The organism is Achromobacter sp. D7-1 (genome assembly GCF_059760445.1).
In genome coordinates this window covers 1-17,242 of record NZ_JCBAMT010000121.1, presented here as the reverse complement: position 1 = coordinate 17,242, position 17,242 = coordinate 1, and the positions used below count along the sequence as shown (strand labels likewise).

12 protein-coding genes are annotated in these 17,242 nt (G+C 59.7%); 10 read left to right on the top strand and 2 right to left on the bottom strand.

The features are described from left to right. Positions 1-77: 77 nt before the first annotated feature. The 10 genes from AC6LKD_RS30650 to AC6LKD_RS30605 all read left to right on the top strand — a co-directional run bounded on the left by AC6LKD_RS30650 (position 78) and on the right by AC6LKD_RS30605 (position 12,899). On the top strand, positions 78-1,403 hold the full coding sequence (locus AC6LKD_RS30650) for a DUF3422 family protein (protein ID WP_279993818.1): 1,326 nt from the start codon (positions 78-80) through the stop codon (positions 1,401-1,403). Positions 1,404-1,455: 52 nt separating this feature from the next. Beyond that, positions 1,456-2,286 (top strand): S-formylglutathione hydrolase, encoded by an 831-nt coding sequence (gene fghA, locus AC6LKD_RS30645; protein WP_279993817.1) that lies wholly within the window; start codon positions 1,456-1,458, stop codon positions 2,284-2,286. A gap of 18 nt (positions 2,287-2,304) precedes the next feature. Beyond that, positions 2,305-3,624, top strand: a complete 1,320-nt coding sequence (locus AC6LKD_RS30640; protein WP_279993816.1) for an NAD(P)/FAD-dependent oxidoreductase — start codon at positions 2,305-2,307, stop codon at positions 3,622-3,624. A 49-nt stretch (positions 3,625-3,673) separates the two neighbouring features. After that, positions 3,674-4,987: a replication-associated recombination protein A gene (locus AC6LKD_RS30635; RefSeq protein ID WP_279993815.1), complete on the top strand. Its 1,314-nt coding sequence runs from the start codon at positions 3,674-3,676 to the stop codon at positions 4,985-4,987. Positions 4,988-5,041: 54 nt separating this feature from the next. Then, entirely contained in the window at positions 5,042-7,717 is a 2,676-nt protein-coding gene (locus tag AC6LKD_RS30630) for an excinuclease ABC subunit UvrA (RefSeq protein ID WP_279993814.1), read from the top strand. Between the two features lie 417 nt (positions 7,718-8,134). Next, on the top strand, positions 8,135-9,547 hold the full coding sequence (locus AC6LKD_RS30625) for a cytochrome ubiquinol oxidase subunit I (protein WP_279993812.1): 1,413 nt from the start codon (positions 8,135-8,137) through the stop codon (positions 9,545-9,547). Position 9,548: 1 nt separating this feature from the next. Continuing rightward, positions 9,549-10,559, top strand: a complete 1,011-nt coding sequence (gene cydB / locus AC6LKD_RS30620) for a cytochrome d ubiquinol oxidase subunit II (RefSeq protein WP_279993810.1) — start codon at positions 9,549-9,551, stop codon at positions 10,557-10,559. Then, on the top strand, positions 10,508-10,675 hold the full coding sequence (locus tag AC6LKD_RS30615; RefSeq protein WP_341767762.1) for a DUF2474 domain-containing protein: 168 nt from the start codon (positions 10,508-10,510) through the stop codon (positions 10,673-10,675). Before cydB ends, AC6LKD_RS30615 begins: the two co-directional genes overlap by 52 nt. A 41-nt stretch (positions 10,676-10,716) precedes the next feature. Further along, positions 10,717-11,613 (top strand): bestrophin family protein, encoded by an 897-nt coding sequence (locus tag AC6LKD_RS30610; RefSeq protein WP_279993806.1) that lies wholly within the window; start codon positions 10,717-10,719, stop codon positions 11,611-11,613. Positions 11,614-11,972: 359 nt separating this feature from the next. After that, complete coding sequence (locus AC6LKD_RS30605) at positions 11,973-12,899, top strand: LysR family transcriptional regulator (RefSeq protein ID WP_279993804.1); 927 nt, start codon at positions 11,973-11,975, stop codon at positions 12,897-12,899. Positions 12,900-13,001: 102 nt separating this feature from the next. Here AC6LKD_RS30605 and AC6LKD_RS30600 read toward each other — a convergent pair whose 3' ends face one another. After that, positions 13,002-14,711, bottom strand: coding sequence for a UvrD-helicase domain-containing protein (locus tag AC6LKD_RS30600; protein WP_279993802.1), 1,710 nt, complete (start codon positions 14,709-14,711; stop codon positions 13,002-13,004). A gap of 5 nt (positions 14,712-14,716) precedes the next feature. Continuing rightward, positions 14,717-16,513, bottom strand: coding sequence for an ATP-dependent nuclease (locus AC6LKD_RS30595; protein ID WP_279993800.1), 1,797 nt, complete (start codon positions 16,511-16,513; stop codon positions 14,717-14,719). Positions 16,514-17,242: the final 729 nt, after the last annotated feature.

The following is a 17,242-nucleotide window of genomic DNA, read 5'->3' as shown; positions in this document are numbered from 1 at the left end:
GCCGTGCACCTTGTGCACGGCTACGGACATCTACCGCGAAGTTCGCTTCTTTTCAACCGATAAGAAATGAGGTCGTTATGAACGAGCCGATCAACATTGATACGCCCGCACAATCCGTCGCAACGGTGTACGGCATGCCGGCCTATGTCGATCGGGCTGTCGCCGTGGACGAAGTACACGCACGCCCGCATCTGTTGATTGAAGCTCCTCGAGGCATATTGCAGCTTGCCTTCATGACCGAAGGCGACCTTGCAAAGGACCAGATGGCGATGAGTGAGCTGTCTCATCGCTTCGGCGTTGCGGAGCCTGACCACGCAATGCCGCTTCACGGCTTGACATGGGATGAGGGGGACCTGCACTGCGAAAAGCACACGGAATTCTCGACGTATCTCTGGTGTGCTTCGCTTGATCCGAAGACTGGAGAGCCATGTGGCGAGAATCCGTTCAAGCACGGATTCGTCCCTCCCGGCCCAGTCGTGTCCGGCGTCCGTTTGAGCGTACTTCCATGGACGCCGGAAACGCAGAATGCGTCCGACCGGTTTGACCCCGCGAGCCTGTGCTATTCGCTGGTGGAGGATGGGTCAGCCGCCATCTTGACCGACTTCCGGCAGGACGAAGATGGTCTAACGCACATCCTCATCCTCGCTCGCGATTTGAATCCCACACGGGCGGGCGCGCTGGCCCAACGCCTTCTGGAGATAGAGACCTATCGGACCTTGGCGTTGCTCTCGCTGCCGTTGACGCGGTCGATGACGTCGGAACTTCGACGCATGGAGTCGCGGCTCGCAGCGATCACCGACGAGATGTGCACGAGTTTGGCGGGAAGGCGCGACAGCGACGTCCTTCTTGCGGAATTGACCCGCCTGGCTGCCGAGCTGGAAGCAGGTGTTGCAGCAAATCTATATCGATTCGGAGCTAGCCGCGCCTATTACGAGATCGTCGAGGAAAGGTTGGAGGCGCTCTCGGAAGAAGCCGTATCCGGGTACTGTACCTGGCGCGATTTCTTGCAGCGGCGCATCGCCCCGGCGATGCGGACATGCCAATCGGTGAAAGAGCGTCAGGCCAAACTCTCCGACAAACTGAATCGAGCCATCTCGCTGTTGCGCTCCTGGATCGACGTTGAACTCGAACGCCAGAACCGGGACCTTCTCGCGTCAATGAATAACCGGGCCAAGATGCAATTGCGCCTTCAGCAAACGGTCGAAGGTTTGTCGGTTGCAGCAATTTCATATTACGTCGTGAGTCTCCTTGGCTATCTGCTCAAGGGTATTCCCGTTATTCACGACGTTGTGGCGCCGGTCACGGCGGTTTTGGTCCCCGTGGTGATGCTCGCGATCTGGTGGACAGTGCGCAGAATCAGACACTCCCACGGCGACCCGGCAGGGGAAGAGAAGTATTCCTGAGTATCTGCCATCTTGGCGCCACCGCGTCATTCGTTTGAACATTGGAGAAAACATGGAACGCGTCGAACATCACGCCAGCTCTGATGGCTGGCAGGACGTCTATCAACATGAATCGACGACGCTGGGCTGCACGATGAAGGTTGGTGTCTATCTGCCTCCTCAAGTGCAACATGGCAAAGTGCCGGTGCTGTACTGGCTTTCGGGCCTCACCTGCACAGAGCAGAACTTCATCACCAAGTCCGCTGTCCAGCGCTATGCGGCTGAGCATGGCATCGCCGTCGTCGCGCCGGATACCAGTCCGCGCGGCGAAAGCGTTGCCAACGATCCGGCCTATGACCTCGGGCAAGGGGCGGGCTTCTACGTCAACGCGACACAGGCCCCCTGGGCTGCGAACTATCGGATGTATGACTACGTCGTGCAGGAGCTGCCGGCGCTTATCGAGGCCCACTTTCCCGTGACGACGGAACGGAGCATCAGCGGCCATTCCATGGGCGGGCACGGAGCCCTGGTCATCGCGCTGCGCAATCCAGGTCGTTATCGCAGCGTATCTGCCTTCTCTCCCATCGTGGCCCCGACCCAGGTGCCCTGGGGACAAAAGGCCTTGGCAGCCTACCTAGGCGGCGATCAGGAAGCATGGAAGCAATACGACACAGTGGAGTTGATTCGTACCGTCCAGGAACGATTGCCGCTGCTGGTGGACCAGGGCTTGAACGATGAGTTCCTGGAGAGCCAACTGCGCCCCGAACTGCTGCGCAAAGCGTGCGAAGAAACGGGGCATCCGCTGACGTTGAACCTGCGCCCGGGCCACGACCACAGCTATTACTTCATTGCCAGCTTCATTGGCGAGCATATGGCACACCATGCGTCAGCGCTGAACCGCTGAGCGAGAGGAGATCAGGTCATGATAAAGACCTCTACAGACCGGCATCACGTCGTCATCATCGGAGCGGGCTTCGGCGGGATCGAGGTTGCCAACGAGCTAGCGGGCACCGAGGTCGATGTGACGATCATCGATCGGCGCAATCATCACCTGTTTCAACCCTTGCTTTACCAGGTCGCAGGGGCGTCCCTCTCTACCTCGGAGATCGCTTGGCCCATTCGTTATCTCTTTCGCAATCGGCCGGAAGTCAACACGTTGATGGCCGAAGTAGAAGGTGTTGACCAGGAAGCACGCGAAGTCATTCTCAATAATGGATCGCGCCAACCCTACGACACTCTGGTTCTCGCCACAGGCGCGACCCACGCTTATTTCGGGCATGACGAATGGGAACCTTTCGCTCCAGGGCTGAAAACGCTGGAAGATGCCACGACCATTCGAGGGCGCATCCTCGCAGCCTTCGAAGAAGCCGAACGCACGAGCGATCCTCGGCGGCGTGCTGCTCTGCAGACGTTCGTCATCATCGGCGGCGGCCCTACCGGGGTGGAATTGGCCGGCACCATTGCTGAGCTTGCACGAGACACGTTGGCGCGCGACTTCCGCTCCATCGATCCCGGCGCGTCGCGTGTTGTCCTGATCGAGGCCGGCCAACGCCTCTTGTCCGTCTTTCCAGAGGATCTTTCGGCCTATACGCGCCAGGCACTCGAGAAGCTAGGGGTCGAAGTCGTACTGGGTACTCCGGTGACCGAATGCTCGGCCGAGGGCGTGGTGTATGGCGGCAAGCCTCTTTCGGCGAAGACCATCGTGTGGGCCGCCGGGGTCCAGGCGTCTCCGGCTGCCCGCTGGCTGAACGCGGCATCCGATCGTGCTGGCCGAGTCGTCGTTAGGCCCGATCTGACGGTGGCGGGTCATCCGGAGATCTTTGCCATCGGCGATACGGCCTCGTGCACTATGCCAGATGGAAAACCTGTCCCTGGCATTGCTCCAGCGGCGAAACAGCAAGGCAAGTACGTCGCCAGCCTCATTGGGCGGCGCTTGAAGGGCAAGCCCAGCGACGAGCCCTTTAAGTACCGACATCAGGGAAACTTGGCCACCATCGGCCGTAGCCTGGCGGTCATCGATATGGGGCGAGTGAAACTGCGCGGCGCTTTTGCATGGTGGATTTGGAAACTCGCGCATATCTACTTCCTCATCGGCACGCGAAATCGCCTTAGCGTTGCCTTGAGCTGGGTGTGGAACCACAGCATCGGCTACCGGGGCTCTCGCATCATCATGCGGGCGAGCCCAAACAAGGACCACACGTCAAAGCCTATGGCGTTGGGCAAATCCGGATCCTTGGATTAAAGGACCAGCGTCATCGGAACTATTTTCAAAAAATGCCAGGGAGTTCAACTTGACTGACCTATTCACGACAAAGCCCAAGCCTCCCTTGGCCGAACTCCTGCGCCCCAAGACGCTAGACGAATTCGTCGGGCAGCGGCACTTACTTGATCCTGGCAAGCCGTTGCGTCTCGCGTTCGAAGCGGCAAAGTTGCACTCGTTCATCCTCTGGGGACCGCCTGGCGTGGGCAAGACCACCCTCGGGCGTCTGGCCGCCAGTGCGACAAACAGCCGGTTCATTGCCATTTCCGCAGTGCTTGCTGGGGTGAAGGACATCCGCCAAGCCATCGACGAGGCCCAGGCCGAACTGGACAACCACGGTCGGTCGACGGTGCTTTTCGTCGATGAGATCCATCGCTTCAACAAGGCGCAGCAGGATGCCCTGCTTCCCCATGTCGAATCGGGGCTCCTGACCCTGGTGGGTGGCACAACTGAACATCCTGGATTGGCGGTCAATTCCGCGCTGCTCTCGCGAGCGCAGGTCTATACCCTGGAACCGCTGTCCAGCGACGAACTGCAGCAGCTCTATGAGCGCGCGCTGGCGCATCTCCAGGGCGTTACGCTGAACGCGAACGCGCTGGATCTGCTCAAAGGGTTCGCTGATGGCGACGGCAGACGCCTGCTCAATCTGCTTGAGCAGGTGGTAAATGCTGCATTGGGCGCTGGCGTGGCCGTGGTCGATGGCGAGTTCGCCGGGCAATCCACCAGCCCATCCCTGCGCAGGTTCGACAAGGGCGGCGACGAGTTCTACTGGCAGCTCTCCGCCTTCCACAAGTCGCTTCGGGGCTCGGACCCCGACGCGGCTCTATATTGGCTGGCCCGCATGCTCGACGGTAGCGGTGACGTCAGCCAGGTGACCCGCCGCATGGTGGTTATGGCCAGTGAAGACATCGGCAATGCTGACCCACAGGCTTTGCAACTAGCGCTCAATGCTGCACAAGCTTACGAAAGGTTGGGCTCTCCCGAGGGCGAGATTCCGCTTGCCCAGGCAGTTACCTACCTCGCCCTGGCACCTAAGTCGAACGCCGCCTATACCGCCTGGGGCCTTGCCAAGTCGTTTGTAAAGAACAGCGGCTCCAAGCCTGTTCCCCTTCATCTGCGCAATGCGCCGACGAAGTTGATGAAACAGATGGGATATCGGGAAGGCTATCGCTACGCCCATGACGAGCCGAACGGCTACTCCCCGGGGCAAACCTATTTGCCCAAGGGCGTGACACGGCCGGGCTGGTACCAGCCAACGGACAGAGGCGTCGAGCGCAAGCTGGGAGAAAGACTTGCGTGGCTGCGCTCGCTCGATGAAACGGCACCCCAAAGTGTGGAAGACTGACTGATCTCCTCCGCAATTGGCCCCTCGCTACCTCATGAACTACAGGATAAGAACATGCCAACTTCTTCTTTCGGCGAATCCTCTTGTGTCGCCGCGGCCAGCGGCCTCGTGCAGGTGCGCGGGGCGCGCGAGAACAACCTCAAAGAAGTGGATGTTTCCATCCCACGCAACGCGCTGGTGGTGTTCTCGGGCGTATCCGGATCCGGCAAGTCTTCGCTTGCTTTCGGCACCATTTATGCCGAGGCGCAGCGGCGCTACTTCGAGTCCGTGGCCCCTTATGCAAGACGCCTGATAGACCAGGCCGGCGTGCCCGACGTCGATGCGATCGACGGCCTGCCGCCTGCGGTCGCGTTGCAGCAGCAACGCGGCGCCAGCAATACGCGCTCCTCCGTGGGCAGCGTGACCACCCTGTCCAGCCTGGTCCGGATGATGTATTCGCGCGCTGGGGCCTATCCGGCCAATCAGCCGATGCTGTATGCCGAGGACTTTTCGCCCAACACGCCGCAGGGGGCATGCCCGACCTGCCATGGCCTGGGCCATGTGTACGAGGTGACCGAGGCGATCATGGTGCCCGATCCCTCCCTGACCATACGCGAACGCGCAATCGCCTCTTGGCCGCCCGCCTGGCAAGGGCAAAACCTTCGCGACATCCTGGTCAGCATGGGCTACGACGTTGACCGGCCATGGAAGGACCTGCCTAAGAAGGACCGCGACTGGATTCTGTACACCGAGGAAACCCCCACGGTGCCGGTATATGCGGGGTTCACGCCCGCCGAAACCCGCGCGGCGCTCAGGCGCAAGCTGGAACCGAGCTACATGGGCACTTTCACCGGCGCCCGGCGCTACGTATTGCACACCTTTGCCAATACCCAGAGCGCGTTGATGAGAAAACGCGTGTCCCGGTTCATGGAGGGCAAGCCCTGCCCCACCTGCCACGGCAAACGGCTCAAGCCCGAGGCGCTGTCGGTCACCTTCGCCGGAGTGGACATCGGCGAATTCATGCAAATGCCGCTGGACCGGTTGGCGGCCTTGCTCGAACCCATCTCCCAGGGCGATTTCCGCGCCCATACGGCGGGCGCGGCCACAGACAAGAAGGCAACCCGGCGCGACCGCGCCGAACGTGCGGCCTCCGGCCGTGCAGTCCATGCGGTATCGCCCGACGTGCGCCGCACCTCCGCGCTATCGGAAGAAAAACGCCTCGCCGCGCAACGCCTGGCCGGCAGCGTGATGGCGCGCCTGCGCCAACTGCGCGGGCTGGGGCTCGGCTACCTGACGCTGGACCGGGCCACGCCGACCCTTTCCGCCGGCGAGTTGCAACGCCTGCGGCTGGCCACGCAACTGAGTTCACTGCTGTTCGGTGTCGTATACGTGCTCGACGAACCTTCGGCCGGCCTGCACCCCTCCGACAGCCAAGCCCTGTACGACGCACTCGACAGGTTGCGCGACGCGGGCAATTCGGTTTTCGTGGTGGAGCACGACCTGGACTTGATGCGCCGCGCACAATGGCTGGTGGATGTGGGACCGGAGGCCGGAGAGCGCGGAGGCCGCGTGCTCTACAGCGGCGAGCCGGTAGGCCTGCGCAAGATCGCCGAATCGCGTACCGCGCGCTACCTGTTCGACGAGATTCCCGCGCCTGGCAGCCGCGGACGCGAAGCCACCGGATGGCTGGACCTTCAAGGTATCCACCGCCACAATCTGCGCGGCGTGGATGCGCGCATTCCGCTGGGCGTGCTGACAGCCGTCACCGGCATTTCGGGTTCGGGCAAATCCAGCCTCGTCGCACAGGCCCTCCCGGAGCTGGTGCTGCTGCACCTGGGCCACGAACCCGAGGATGACGCGGCCGAAGGCGGCGCCAGCGAAGGGCCGGCGGTAATCGAGACCACCGGCGGCCATCTGGCCGGCGACGTCGATGCGGTGCAGCGCCTGGTGCAAGTGGACCAGAAGCCGATCGGGCGCACGCCACGCTCGAACCTGGCCACTTACACGGGCCTGTTCGACCACGTGCGCAAGCTGTTCGCCGCTACGCCTGATGCGCGGCGCCGCCGTTACGACGCCGGACGGTTCTCGTTCAATGTGGCCAAGGGGCGCTGCGAAACTTGCGAAGGTGAAGGCTTCGTCAGCGTAGAGCTGCTATTCATGCCCAGCGTGTACGCGCCCTGCCCGGCCTGCCACGGCGCACGCTACAACGAGGCCACGCTGAAGGTTCAATGGAACGGGCGCAACATCGCCGAGGTGCTGCAAATGACGGTAGACGAAGCCAGCGAATTCTTTGCAGGTGAAGAGGCCGTGGCAAGGCCGCTGCAACTGCTGCGCGATATCGGACTGGGCTATTTGCGCCTAGGGCAGCCGGCCACGGAGCTTTCCGGTGGCGAGGCGCAACGCATCAAATTGGCGACCGAGCTTCAGCGCAGCCAACGCGGACGCAGCCTCTATATTCTCGACGAACCGACCACCGGACTGCATGCGTCGGATGCCGACAGGCTGCTGGTTCAGTTGCAGCGCCTGGTCGATGCCGGCAATACCGTGGTGATGATAGAACACGATATGCGCGCGGTGGCCCAGGCCGATTGGGTGGTCGACGTGGGACCAGGCGCGGGCGACGCCGGCGGCAGCATCGTGGTGGCGGGATCTCCTCAACAGGTGGCCCGAACATCTGACAGCCGGACCGCTCCCTTTCTTTCGCAAGAGTTAGCACGATCCGAACCGGGAATCCGAACCGGGAGCTCCTAAGCGTCGTAGATGGCACGGATAGGGATTGACCCTCCAACTTTTTGTCGTTATGCAAGCGCATCGCATGCCCTGACGCGTTGTCTGTCTGCCGCCAACGGTATCCCAGTCGCACGGTCGCAACGTCGATTCCACACTGCTGCCATAGCTCGATATTTCGGGACGAGCTTTGGAGAGCATGCTCATTTGCAAAACGGACAAGATGCCGCGTAGGTCCGTCGCATCTTCCTGGGAATCATGTGTTTGCAGCGATAAGTCACCCAACGCAATGAGATCTTCATATTTTTCTTGATACTCCATACCAGTACCCAGTATGATGAAATCTCGATCAACTGGGCGCTTTCGTCTCCAACGACGTACTTGCGACTTTGAGAAGTACATGTACTCCGTGGACGGCTGAAAAAAGCTGAAGGAAACCTGATGTTTGAAAATCTCGACGCACTCATCCTGGCCCGCGCACAATTCGCGTTTACGGTTTCCTTCCACTTCATTTTCCCTGCCTTCTCCATAGGAACAGCAAGCTACCTTATGGTGCTGGAGGGGTTATGGCTAAAGACGGGTAACTCTGTCTACGCCAATCTCTACCGCTATTGGCTCAAGATCTTCGCCATTGCTTTCGGCATGGGCGTGGTCTCTGGTGTGGTGATGTCCTATCAGTTTGGGACGAACTGGTCAGTTTTCTCGGCAAAGGTCGGTCCAGTCATCGGCCCGCTTATGGCCTATGAGGTTCTAACCGCCTTCTTCTTGGAGGCAGGATTCCTAGGAGTGATGCTCTTCGGAATGAACAAGGTTGGGAAAGGACCGCACTTCTTCGCCACTTGTATGGTCGCGTTCGGGACACTAATCTCAGCGACCTGGATCATTTCAGTGAATAGCTGGATGCATACGCCAGTGGGCTACGCAATTAACGACAAGGGCCAGTTCGTCCCTGCCGGCTCCTGGCTTCCGATCATCTTCAATCCGAGCTTTCCTTACCGTCTTGTCCATACCGTTATTGCTTCCTATCTGACAACAGCGATGGTCGTGGGAGCGGTTGCAGCGTGGCATCTCTTGCGAACCCCGTCAAATCTCGGCGCCCGTAAGATGTTTTCGATGGCGATGTGGATGGCCGCTATCGTTGCACCGATTCAGATCATTGCTGGTGACCAGCATGGCCTTAACACACTGGAACACCAGCCGGCAAAGGTTCTCGCGATGGAGGGTCACTATGAGCCTAGCCCAAAGGGCGCGTCGCTCATCCTCTTCGGTCTACCAAGCGATGAGGACGCGGTAGTACGGGCCAAGATCGAGATCCCCAATCTGGGATCGCTGATACTCAAACATGACCCCGATGCCCCACTCCCGGGCCTCAACGACTTCCCGCGCGATCATTGGCCTCCTACGCCGATCGTCTTCTGGTCGTTCCGAATCATGGTGGCTATGGGCCTCGCCATGCTCGGGTTGGGGATTTGGAGCCTTCTCGCCCGTTGGCGTGGCAAGCTCTACGAATGGCGTTGGTTGCACCGCACCGCAATCGCGCTCGGACCATCGGGTTTCATCGCTGTTATTGCGGGATGGGTCACGACCGAAGTTGGGCGACAACCCTTCACCGTCTATGGCCTGCTGCGAACCGCAGAGTCCCATTCCCCGCTCGACGCGGCTGCTGTCGCGACGTCTCTCATTGCCTTCATCATCGTCTACTTTGGCGCGTTCGGTGCCGGCACCTACTACATGCTCCGCATGATGGCAAAACCTCCTCAATCAGGTGAGTCGCAACCGCCCAGAGTACCGCAACGTGCTGCAGGCATCACACCGGCTGCGGCTATCGCGGCGTCGACCGATCAGGAGACCTGACATGAATTTGGCGTACATCGACCTCACAATTGTTTGGGCAGGAATCATCGCCTTCGCCGTCTTCGCATATGTCGTAATGGACGGTTTCGATCTCGGCATCGGCATCCTCTTCCCGATCTTTTCGGTTGGGGAGGAACGCGACCAATCGATGAATTCGATTGCGCCGGTCTGGGACGGTAATGAAACATGGCTAGTTTTGGGCGGAGGCGGCCTGTTTGCCGCCTTCCCAGTCGCCTATGCCATCATCCTGCCCGCGACGTATCCGCTCATTATCGCGATGCTGCTCGGCCTCATATTTCGAGGGGTGGCTTTCGAGTTCCGCTGGCGGGATTCGAGGCATCGGGCCCTCTGGGATACAGCCTTCAGCCTTGGCTCCTTATTGGCCGCGTTCGCACAGGGAATGACGCTTGGGGCCATATTGCAAGGGGTGAGAGTCGACAAAGATGCCTATGCCGGCGGTTGGCTAGACTGGTTGAGCCCGTTCACCCTACTTACCGGCGCGGCGATCGTAGTCGGCTATTCCCTTCTCGGCGCAACTTGGCTAATCTGGAAGACCGACGGAAGCACGCAACAGCGTGCGCGGAATCTTGCTCTACCGCTCGGTGTGGCCACGCTAGTCGCTCTCTGTGCCGTGAGCGCGGCCACTCCATTTCTCGCCAACGACTATTGGCGACGCTGGTTCGCTATGCCGGGAGTGCTCCTCACCGCGCAGGTCCCACTGTTGGTGGTAATTTGTGCAATGACTTTTTTTTGGAGCCTAAAACGTGGCGCAGATTACGTCTGCTTCACGATGGCACTCGGATTGTTCCTCCTCGGTTTCGTGGGCTTGAGCATCAGCATCTACCCCTACGTAGTTCCGCCCTCGGTGACAATATGGGATGCGGCAGCTCCGCCGCAAAGCCAACTCTTCATGCTTGTGGGTGCGGCCATCATCATCCCCATCATTCTTGCCTATACCGGATGGTCCTATTGGGTATTCCGTGGCAAGGTCGGCACCCACGGATACCACTGATGAAAAATCACCAATCTCTCGGTCGACGAGTCGCTTGGATGATCATTATCTGGGCAGCCAGCGTCTTGACGCTGGGAGCGGCAGCGCTAGTCATTCGCGTCATCCTCAAAACTTAGGTAGTGGATCCTTGTTTCAGTGAACTGTTGAGAATCTGGCCATGATCGTACGATCAAAACCAAGCTTCAAAGATATCGCTTTCAACGTGAGCGGCTCTGTCCTGCCGCGCATTGCGGGTAGGCTAGCTGCCATTGCTATCATCAGCGTAATCGCAGTCCTTGCCGCTCAAGCCCACCCTGGAATCTTCGCTCATATCTCGACGGTTCCGTTCACCTTGATAGGCATCGCACTCTCCGTCTTTATGAGTTTCCGCAATAATGCGTGTTATGCGAGGTGGTGGGAGGGACGACAGCTCTGGGGAGAGCTAATCATCTCTGCACGTTCTCTCGCACGGCAGACCTCTCTTCTGCCCGACGAGGATCGACGTTACTTGATTCACGGCATCTGCGGATTTGCCTGTGGACTTACAGCACGCCTTCGAAGTGAAGATGAGATCGCCGCTATCGAACCGTGGATAAGTATCGGCGTCGGACCGAAGGACCCCAACGCAACCAATACTGTGCTCGACCGGATGGGTCGACGGCTGCTATCGCTAATGCAGGAAGGCGTCCTAAACCCGCTTCACTATTCCGTCCTTGAGACAGAGATCCGTTCGCTCTCTAAAGTTCAGGCTGCGTGCGAGCGCATTTCGACAACGCCAGTCCCGTTCGCTTACTCACTGCTGCTTCACCGCACGGCACTTGTCTTTTGCGTAATGCTCCCATTCTCCCTTGCGGGATCTCTGGACTGGTGGACGGTCGTGCCAGCGCTGCTTACGGCTTACACCTTTTTTGGCCTTGATGCACTGGGTCATGAACTGGAGTCGCCGTTTGGCGTCGAGCCAAACTGCCTTCCTCTCTATGCCCTTAAGCGCACAATCGAGCGCGAGATGTTGTCGCTTATGGGCGAATGCGACCTGCCCGAACTCCTGCAACCCAGAAGGTCAATCTTGAGTTAGCCGTGCCCACGCCTTAAAGCCACGCTGGTGTTGACGAGTGTCAATGAAGCTTGATGCGAACAGAGTTCTTCCGGATCCACATGAATGCCGCGCGTTGGGCACAACGCAAACACTGCTCATGAGTTTGTCGCCGCTGAGCGTATCGGCTGGCTCCAGCTACGCTTTCAACAGCAAGCTCGTGCACATCGAGCTGACCACCTTGCGTGGCGACGGGGCATAGCGCGAATTTGTCTGTCGACGTTGACAGGAGTGCGCCGCCCCAGTCTCGACTCCATGAAAGCAACCATTTTTATGAATTCGACAGGCGTTAGAAAACCTGTGGGTAAGCACACCAAAAGGGGTACGGAATTATGAGAGACATGGACCGACTGAGAGATATGGCGTTGTTCGCCGAAGTAGCAAGGGCCGGGAGCTTTACCAAGGCTTCTGAATCCACCGGAATCCCCACGTCGACACTCTCTCGGCGGATTACTGAATTCGAGGAGAACATCCGCGTCAAACTATTCAATCGCACCACGCGACGCCTCGATCTCACAGAGGTAGGGGCGCGCTATCTGCAGCAGATCGACGACTTCCTGCAAATGGCACATACGGTCAATGAAGCTTTGGACAGCGAAAACTCCGAAGCCTCGGGGCAACTGAAGATCAGCATGCCAGGAGACTTCGCCGCCTACTTCGCCGAAAGCCTATTTGCCCCGCTCCGCTCGGCCCACCCCAAACTGACCTTTGACATCAGCTTGTCATCCGTTCTTCCGGATTTGTTGGCAACGCGTTACGACGCAAGTATCCTCATCGGAGATCCGCCTCCCTCGTCGCGACTGATAGCAAGACGGGTCACTATGCTGCACTGGCGACTGTACGCCACGCCTGATTACCTCGCCCACAATGGAACTCCCGAGCGCCCCTCCGACCTTGAGTCGCATACCTGCCTGCTGTCACCGATCAGCGATCCCGCCCAGGGCTGGCTCTTGAAGAATGGTGCAGAGACTACGTCGATTCGGCCCGCGCCACTAGTGGAGACCAACAGTCGTGCAGTCATCCGAGATCTGGTCATGCAAGATATGGGAATCGGTCCGATTGGCCAAACACAGGCCGACGCGCTCGAGCAATCTGGCAGAATCCAACGCGTCCTGCCTGGTTGGGAATTAGAACCTCAGCCCCTCTATGTCCTGACAACCACGCGGCTTTTGCCTGCCCGCGTCCGAGTTTTCGTGGATTTCATTACGGAGTGGTTCGACGCTATGAACAAAAGCAACGAACTCAACCGCGGTAAAGCAGTCAACTAATCTCAGATGGTCAGTGACAATTGGCGGATAGGACTATCCGACTAAGTGACTTCGTTCGGACCTTCACGCGGTTGGATCGTTGTCTCAGAGGTGCAGCTCTGACTAGAGAAAAGGGCAGCCATCGCGCAGGGGCGTCACGATCGTCGCGCGGCGGATGGCCCGCGTAACCCCAACGCGCAGCGCCAGCCGCGACTGCGCGATGCGCCTAGAGTCAGCGTTAGCAGCCAAGATTCGCCCGGAAAACGTCCCCTCGTAGATGACGACCTCATCGAACTCCTTCCCCTTGGCCTTGTGGATCGTCATAACGTGCAGCCCGCGCCACTCCTTCTGCGCGGCAACGAAATGCTCCTGGAGCAAGGCCTCGCGCAGAGCCGCCTCTGCACCTACATAGTCGCCCCGGGTCCGCCACATCACAGTTAGCGCGGTGCGCAGCGCGGAGCCTCTGTGCAGCAGGCGAAGAAAACGCGCGTCCTCGGCCACCCGGGCCACTTGGGGAGCGGTGGACGTGGCGATCAGCTCTTGCATTACAGCCCAGTCTTCCTCGGGGTTTCCTGAGAGTATTAAATTCGCGCGTACGGCCGCGATCCTCTGGCATTCCGTAACGATGAGTTCCCTATTCTTGCCCCGGATCTTTCCCGTCGACATATAAATACCGATCGCGCCAGCGAGGCCCATCTCCGCTTGCGCAGGAGCCTTATTGCCACCACGGCCACGGATGTGAGTGTGCAGCGTGGCGACTAGACGCGACGCCAGCGACGCAGTAGAGCCGCCTCCCAGCAGCACGGCGATGACGTTTGCAGCCAGTGACGGCGACTCCGCGTCCATCGCCACGTCGTGCCGGATTGCGGGCAGTCCATCCAGCTCCGAAGACAGGTACTGCGAGAACTGCAACATGAATGCCTTGGATGGCACAAGTACAGACACCGAGGTGTTGGGCTGGTCGCGTAGGCGCCTGAGTGCGGCCAGCACCTCCGCCTTCGCCCTGAAGTGCGGGCTCTGGTTCCTGCGGAAGCCATACCGCACGATCTTCACGTGGGTGTAGGTCCTACCACGGTTCCGACCAGTCAACAAATCGTTGCCGAAGGTGGTGATGTCTGTCCCGCTGCTTCGGTGGTTCTCACCTGAGAAATCGAAGCTCGACGGCTGAAACGCCTCGACAAAATCCCCCAAGCGACGTGGATCGGCGCCCCGGAATTCGTAAATGCGTTGGTCGGGGTCTCCGAGCGCGATGAGGCGACTATGTCGGCCCAACTGGCGGACCAGCGCCCACTCATCGGCATTGGTGTCCTGGAACTCGTCCAGGATTACCGTGGGATAGGCGTCACAGTAAATTGTCGCCAATCGGTCACCGCGCTGGAAAAGCTGTGCGACCAGCCGAGCGAACATGTCGAAATGCAGCCGCCCCTCCTCTTCGAACAGGCGAAGCATCTCCTGCTCGCGGGCGCTGGCGTCTACATCAGCAAAGTGAGCCGCGGCCTCGGGTGGCGGGAGAAGTGTTATGGCCCTAGCAGTGCTCAACAGGTAGCCGTGGCTACGCAGGATGCTCCAGGCGAACCCGTGGTAAGTGTTGATCTCTAGGTGCTTAAGCTCATCCTGCGAGATGAGTTCCGCCGCCTTCTCGAGGATGCGCGCGACCGTTGGCCTTGCAAAGCTCAGGAATAGCACCTTCTGGCCGGGCTTCAAGGTTCCGCTGGCAATCTGCTGCTGAGCCTTGATGAGCGCGACGTGGGTCTTACCGGCCCCTGGGCCGGCGAGGGCCAATGCGTGACCCGGACACGCCAGGAACGTGAGCTTTTGCGGACTCAACACCATGACTTTCAGGCCGCGGAGGGTTCGATGGAAGGCGCAGGTGGCTCTGGAGAGGTAGGCTCGATGACCCGGAATATGCCATGCAGGCACCTGGCTATGTATTCAGGCATCTCTTGCCAACCCGTGCAACACGTCAGCAGATCGGCAGCCTGGCCGCTACCTTTGCCCCACGCGAAGTACTCCGACAGTGCTTCCCTGAGCGTCTGCAGATCAGACTCAGCATTCGGCGTCACGCGAATCAGGTGCGGTGGCCAATCGCCGTCCGCCACCACGCCCAGCGCGTAACGCCGAATCGCGTCTTCGCTGGTACCCTGCAGCACCAGCGACTCGAATCCCTTCATATGTGACTCGTACGGGTAGTCGACGGCAGCACAGATGAGGGCGAGCTGTGCCTCATCCTGCTTGTCGAAAACCGCGAAGACTGTCTTGCCCAGAGTCCTGAAGAAGTTGCCAAGCGGCGCGACCTGGGAGTCCGTCTTGGCATCGATGACAGCCACGCCAAGCGCCTCGAGTGACTTGAAATACTGTGGTTCAGTTTGGCTGAGCGCGCGAGCGGCCGCCGGCAGCGCATCGAACTCCGTGCGTCCTTCCACGATGAGGACGTACTTAGCGAGCAGTGCCTCGCAGAAGCGCGCCCGGAACTCTGCCTTGTAGGCCTTCGGCTTGATCGTTGGCGGCAGGCTGGCGGAAACTGAGGTCAGTACTCCCCTCGATCGCTTGAGCACCTTGATTTGCGCTGGCTCAAACTCCTCAAGTACGTATGGGGAGTGCGACGTGAAGAGGGCCTGCGCTGACTTCTCACGTACGCTGTTGACGATGCGCTTCTGCGTGTGCGGTGGCAACGCTGTCTCGGGCTCCTCCATGGCGAAGATGACGTTCTGCTTAAGCTCGGCGATGATGGACAGCAGCGCAAGCACCAGCGTATTGATGGTGCCAGTGCCCTGGTGTTGATACGGAGCAGCGTAGGTGCTGCCATCCGGGCGCTTCGCTCCTGTGCCCATGAAGACCGTCAGCGTTCGGCGCAGCGTTTCGCGCGTGAGATCCGAGACGCGCATGTGCGGCTCCTCGGCCCAGTCAGACGGGACGAACTTCTTAACCGAGGCCTGCACTTCGGACAGCAGCCCGGTGACGCCGAGCTCGGGCTCTTCTGCGACCGGCAGGATACGCAGTGAACGCAACAGTTCTTCCCACATTTTGAGGCGCGACTCCTGAAGGCGCAAGATCACGTCGAGCAGCGAGCCACGCTCCAGGCTAAGCGCGCGCGAGCCGGTGCGCACCGTTCGCAGGTAGAGGAAGCCGCACTTGCGCTTGTCAGCGGCGCGGAATGTCTGGTACTCAGCGGCACCAATTGGTGCGGGCAGCGCGAAGAAAGTGTTGCCCACGAAGTCGTCTTCCTCCGCGTCGTAGGCGCCGCGGAAGAAGACGCGCAGTGCGGGCCCGACCCCAGCAGCGTCGGTGCCCTCGACCGGCGGACCGGCCAGTAGCGTCTTCGCTTTTGTGTCCCACCATTCCAAATGTTCGCGGAAGTGCCGAATCTGATCATCATTAAGATCTGCGACAATGACCTCGATGAACAGCGGGATCGCCTGCTCGTCAGCACGGAGATAGTGGCCCGCATAGAAGTCGTGCTCGTCCACAATTGGGCGACGGGAGAGCCGCTCTGGTCCCAACACCAGGTCAATCGCCTCTAGCAGCGTAGATTTCCCCGCATTGTTGTCGCCGACGAGCACGCTGTGTCCATCGAAATAGACCGTACCCTCCGCGATCCCGCGGAAGTTCGCGATCTTGACCTGAACGATCTTCATAGAGCCCCTCCCCGTTGGCTCGTTGGTGCGGCCACTTACATATATACACACTCTGCCACAACGCAGCAAGGGGCCGGCCGCTTCCGCATCACAGCGACAGTGGACTGGCGCTCTTAGCTAGCCTCAAGTCCGAAGGAGATCTTCGCGATCGCGGATTTCGTGGCCACTGCGGGTCGAGACCCGGCATCTACCATAGACCGCTTCCGATGGTTCTGCGACCTCCCCCCCACAGGTCGGTGTTTAGTCAAAAAAAGCAGGGAAGCCCACATTTGTGCGCTGGGCTTTTCGGACCTAGCCGTCACTTCTCCGGTGGCGCGGTGGTCGTGTCGTGGTTGCGTCGCAGTTTTGTGGCGGTTGTGTCACGGTTGTGTCACGGTCGCGTCACGGTCGCGTCACGGTTGTGTCACGGTTGTGTCGCAGTCCCGTCGCGGATTTGTCGCGACCGGCAATTGCTGATCGAGATTCTTAGAAGAGAAACTGCGTTTGTATACGGCGCAGCGCTAATGTTTGTGCGGGTATCCAAGCCATTCTCGTTTTCGTTGTCAGACAGTAGAAAACCGCTCTTTGCAAGAAAAACAACAAAAAATCAAAGAGATACCCGCACCCGCAGGGTGCGTTCTGTGTGGTGGCCTTAAGGGATCCGCCGCCGCCCTGGCGGCGGGGACCTTAAGGGCACCTGTGAGCGTCCGGGGGACGCTCACGAAGTCCGCAGGACGGCCCCGCCGGGGC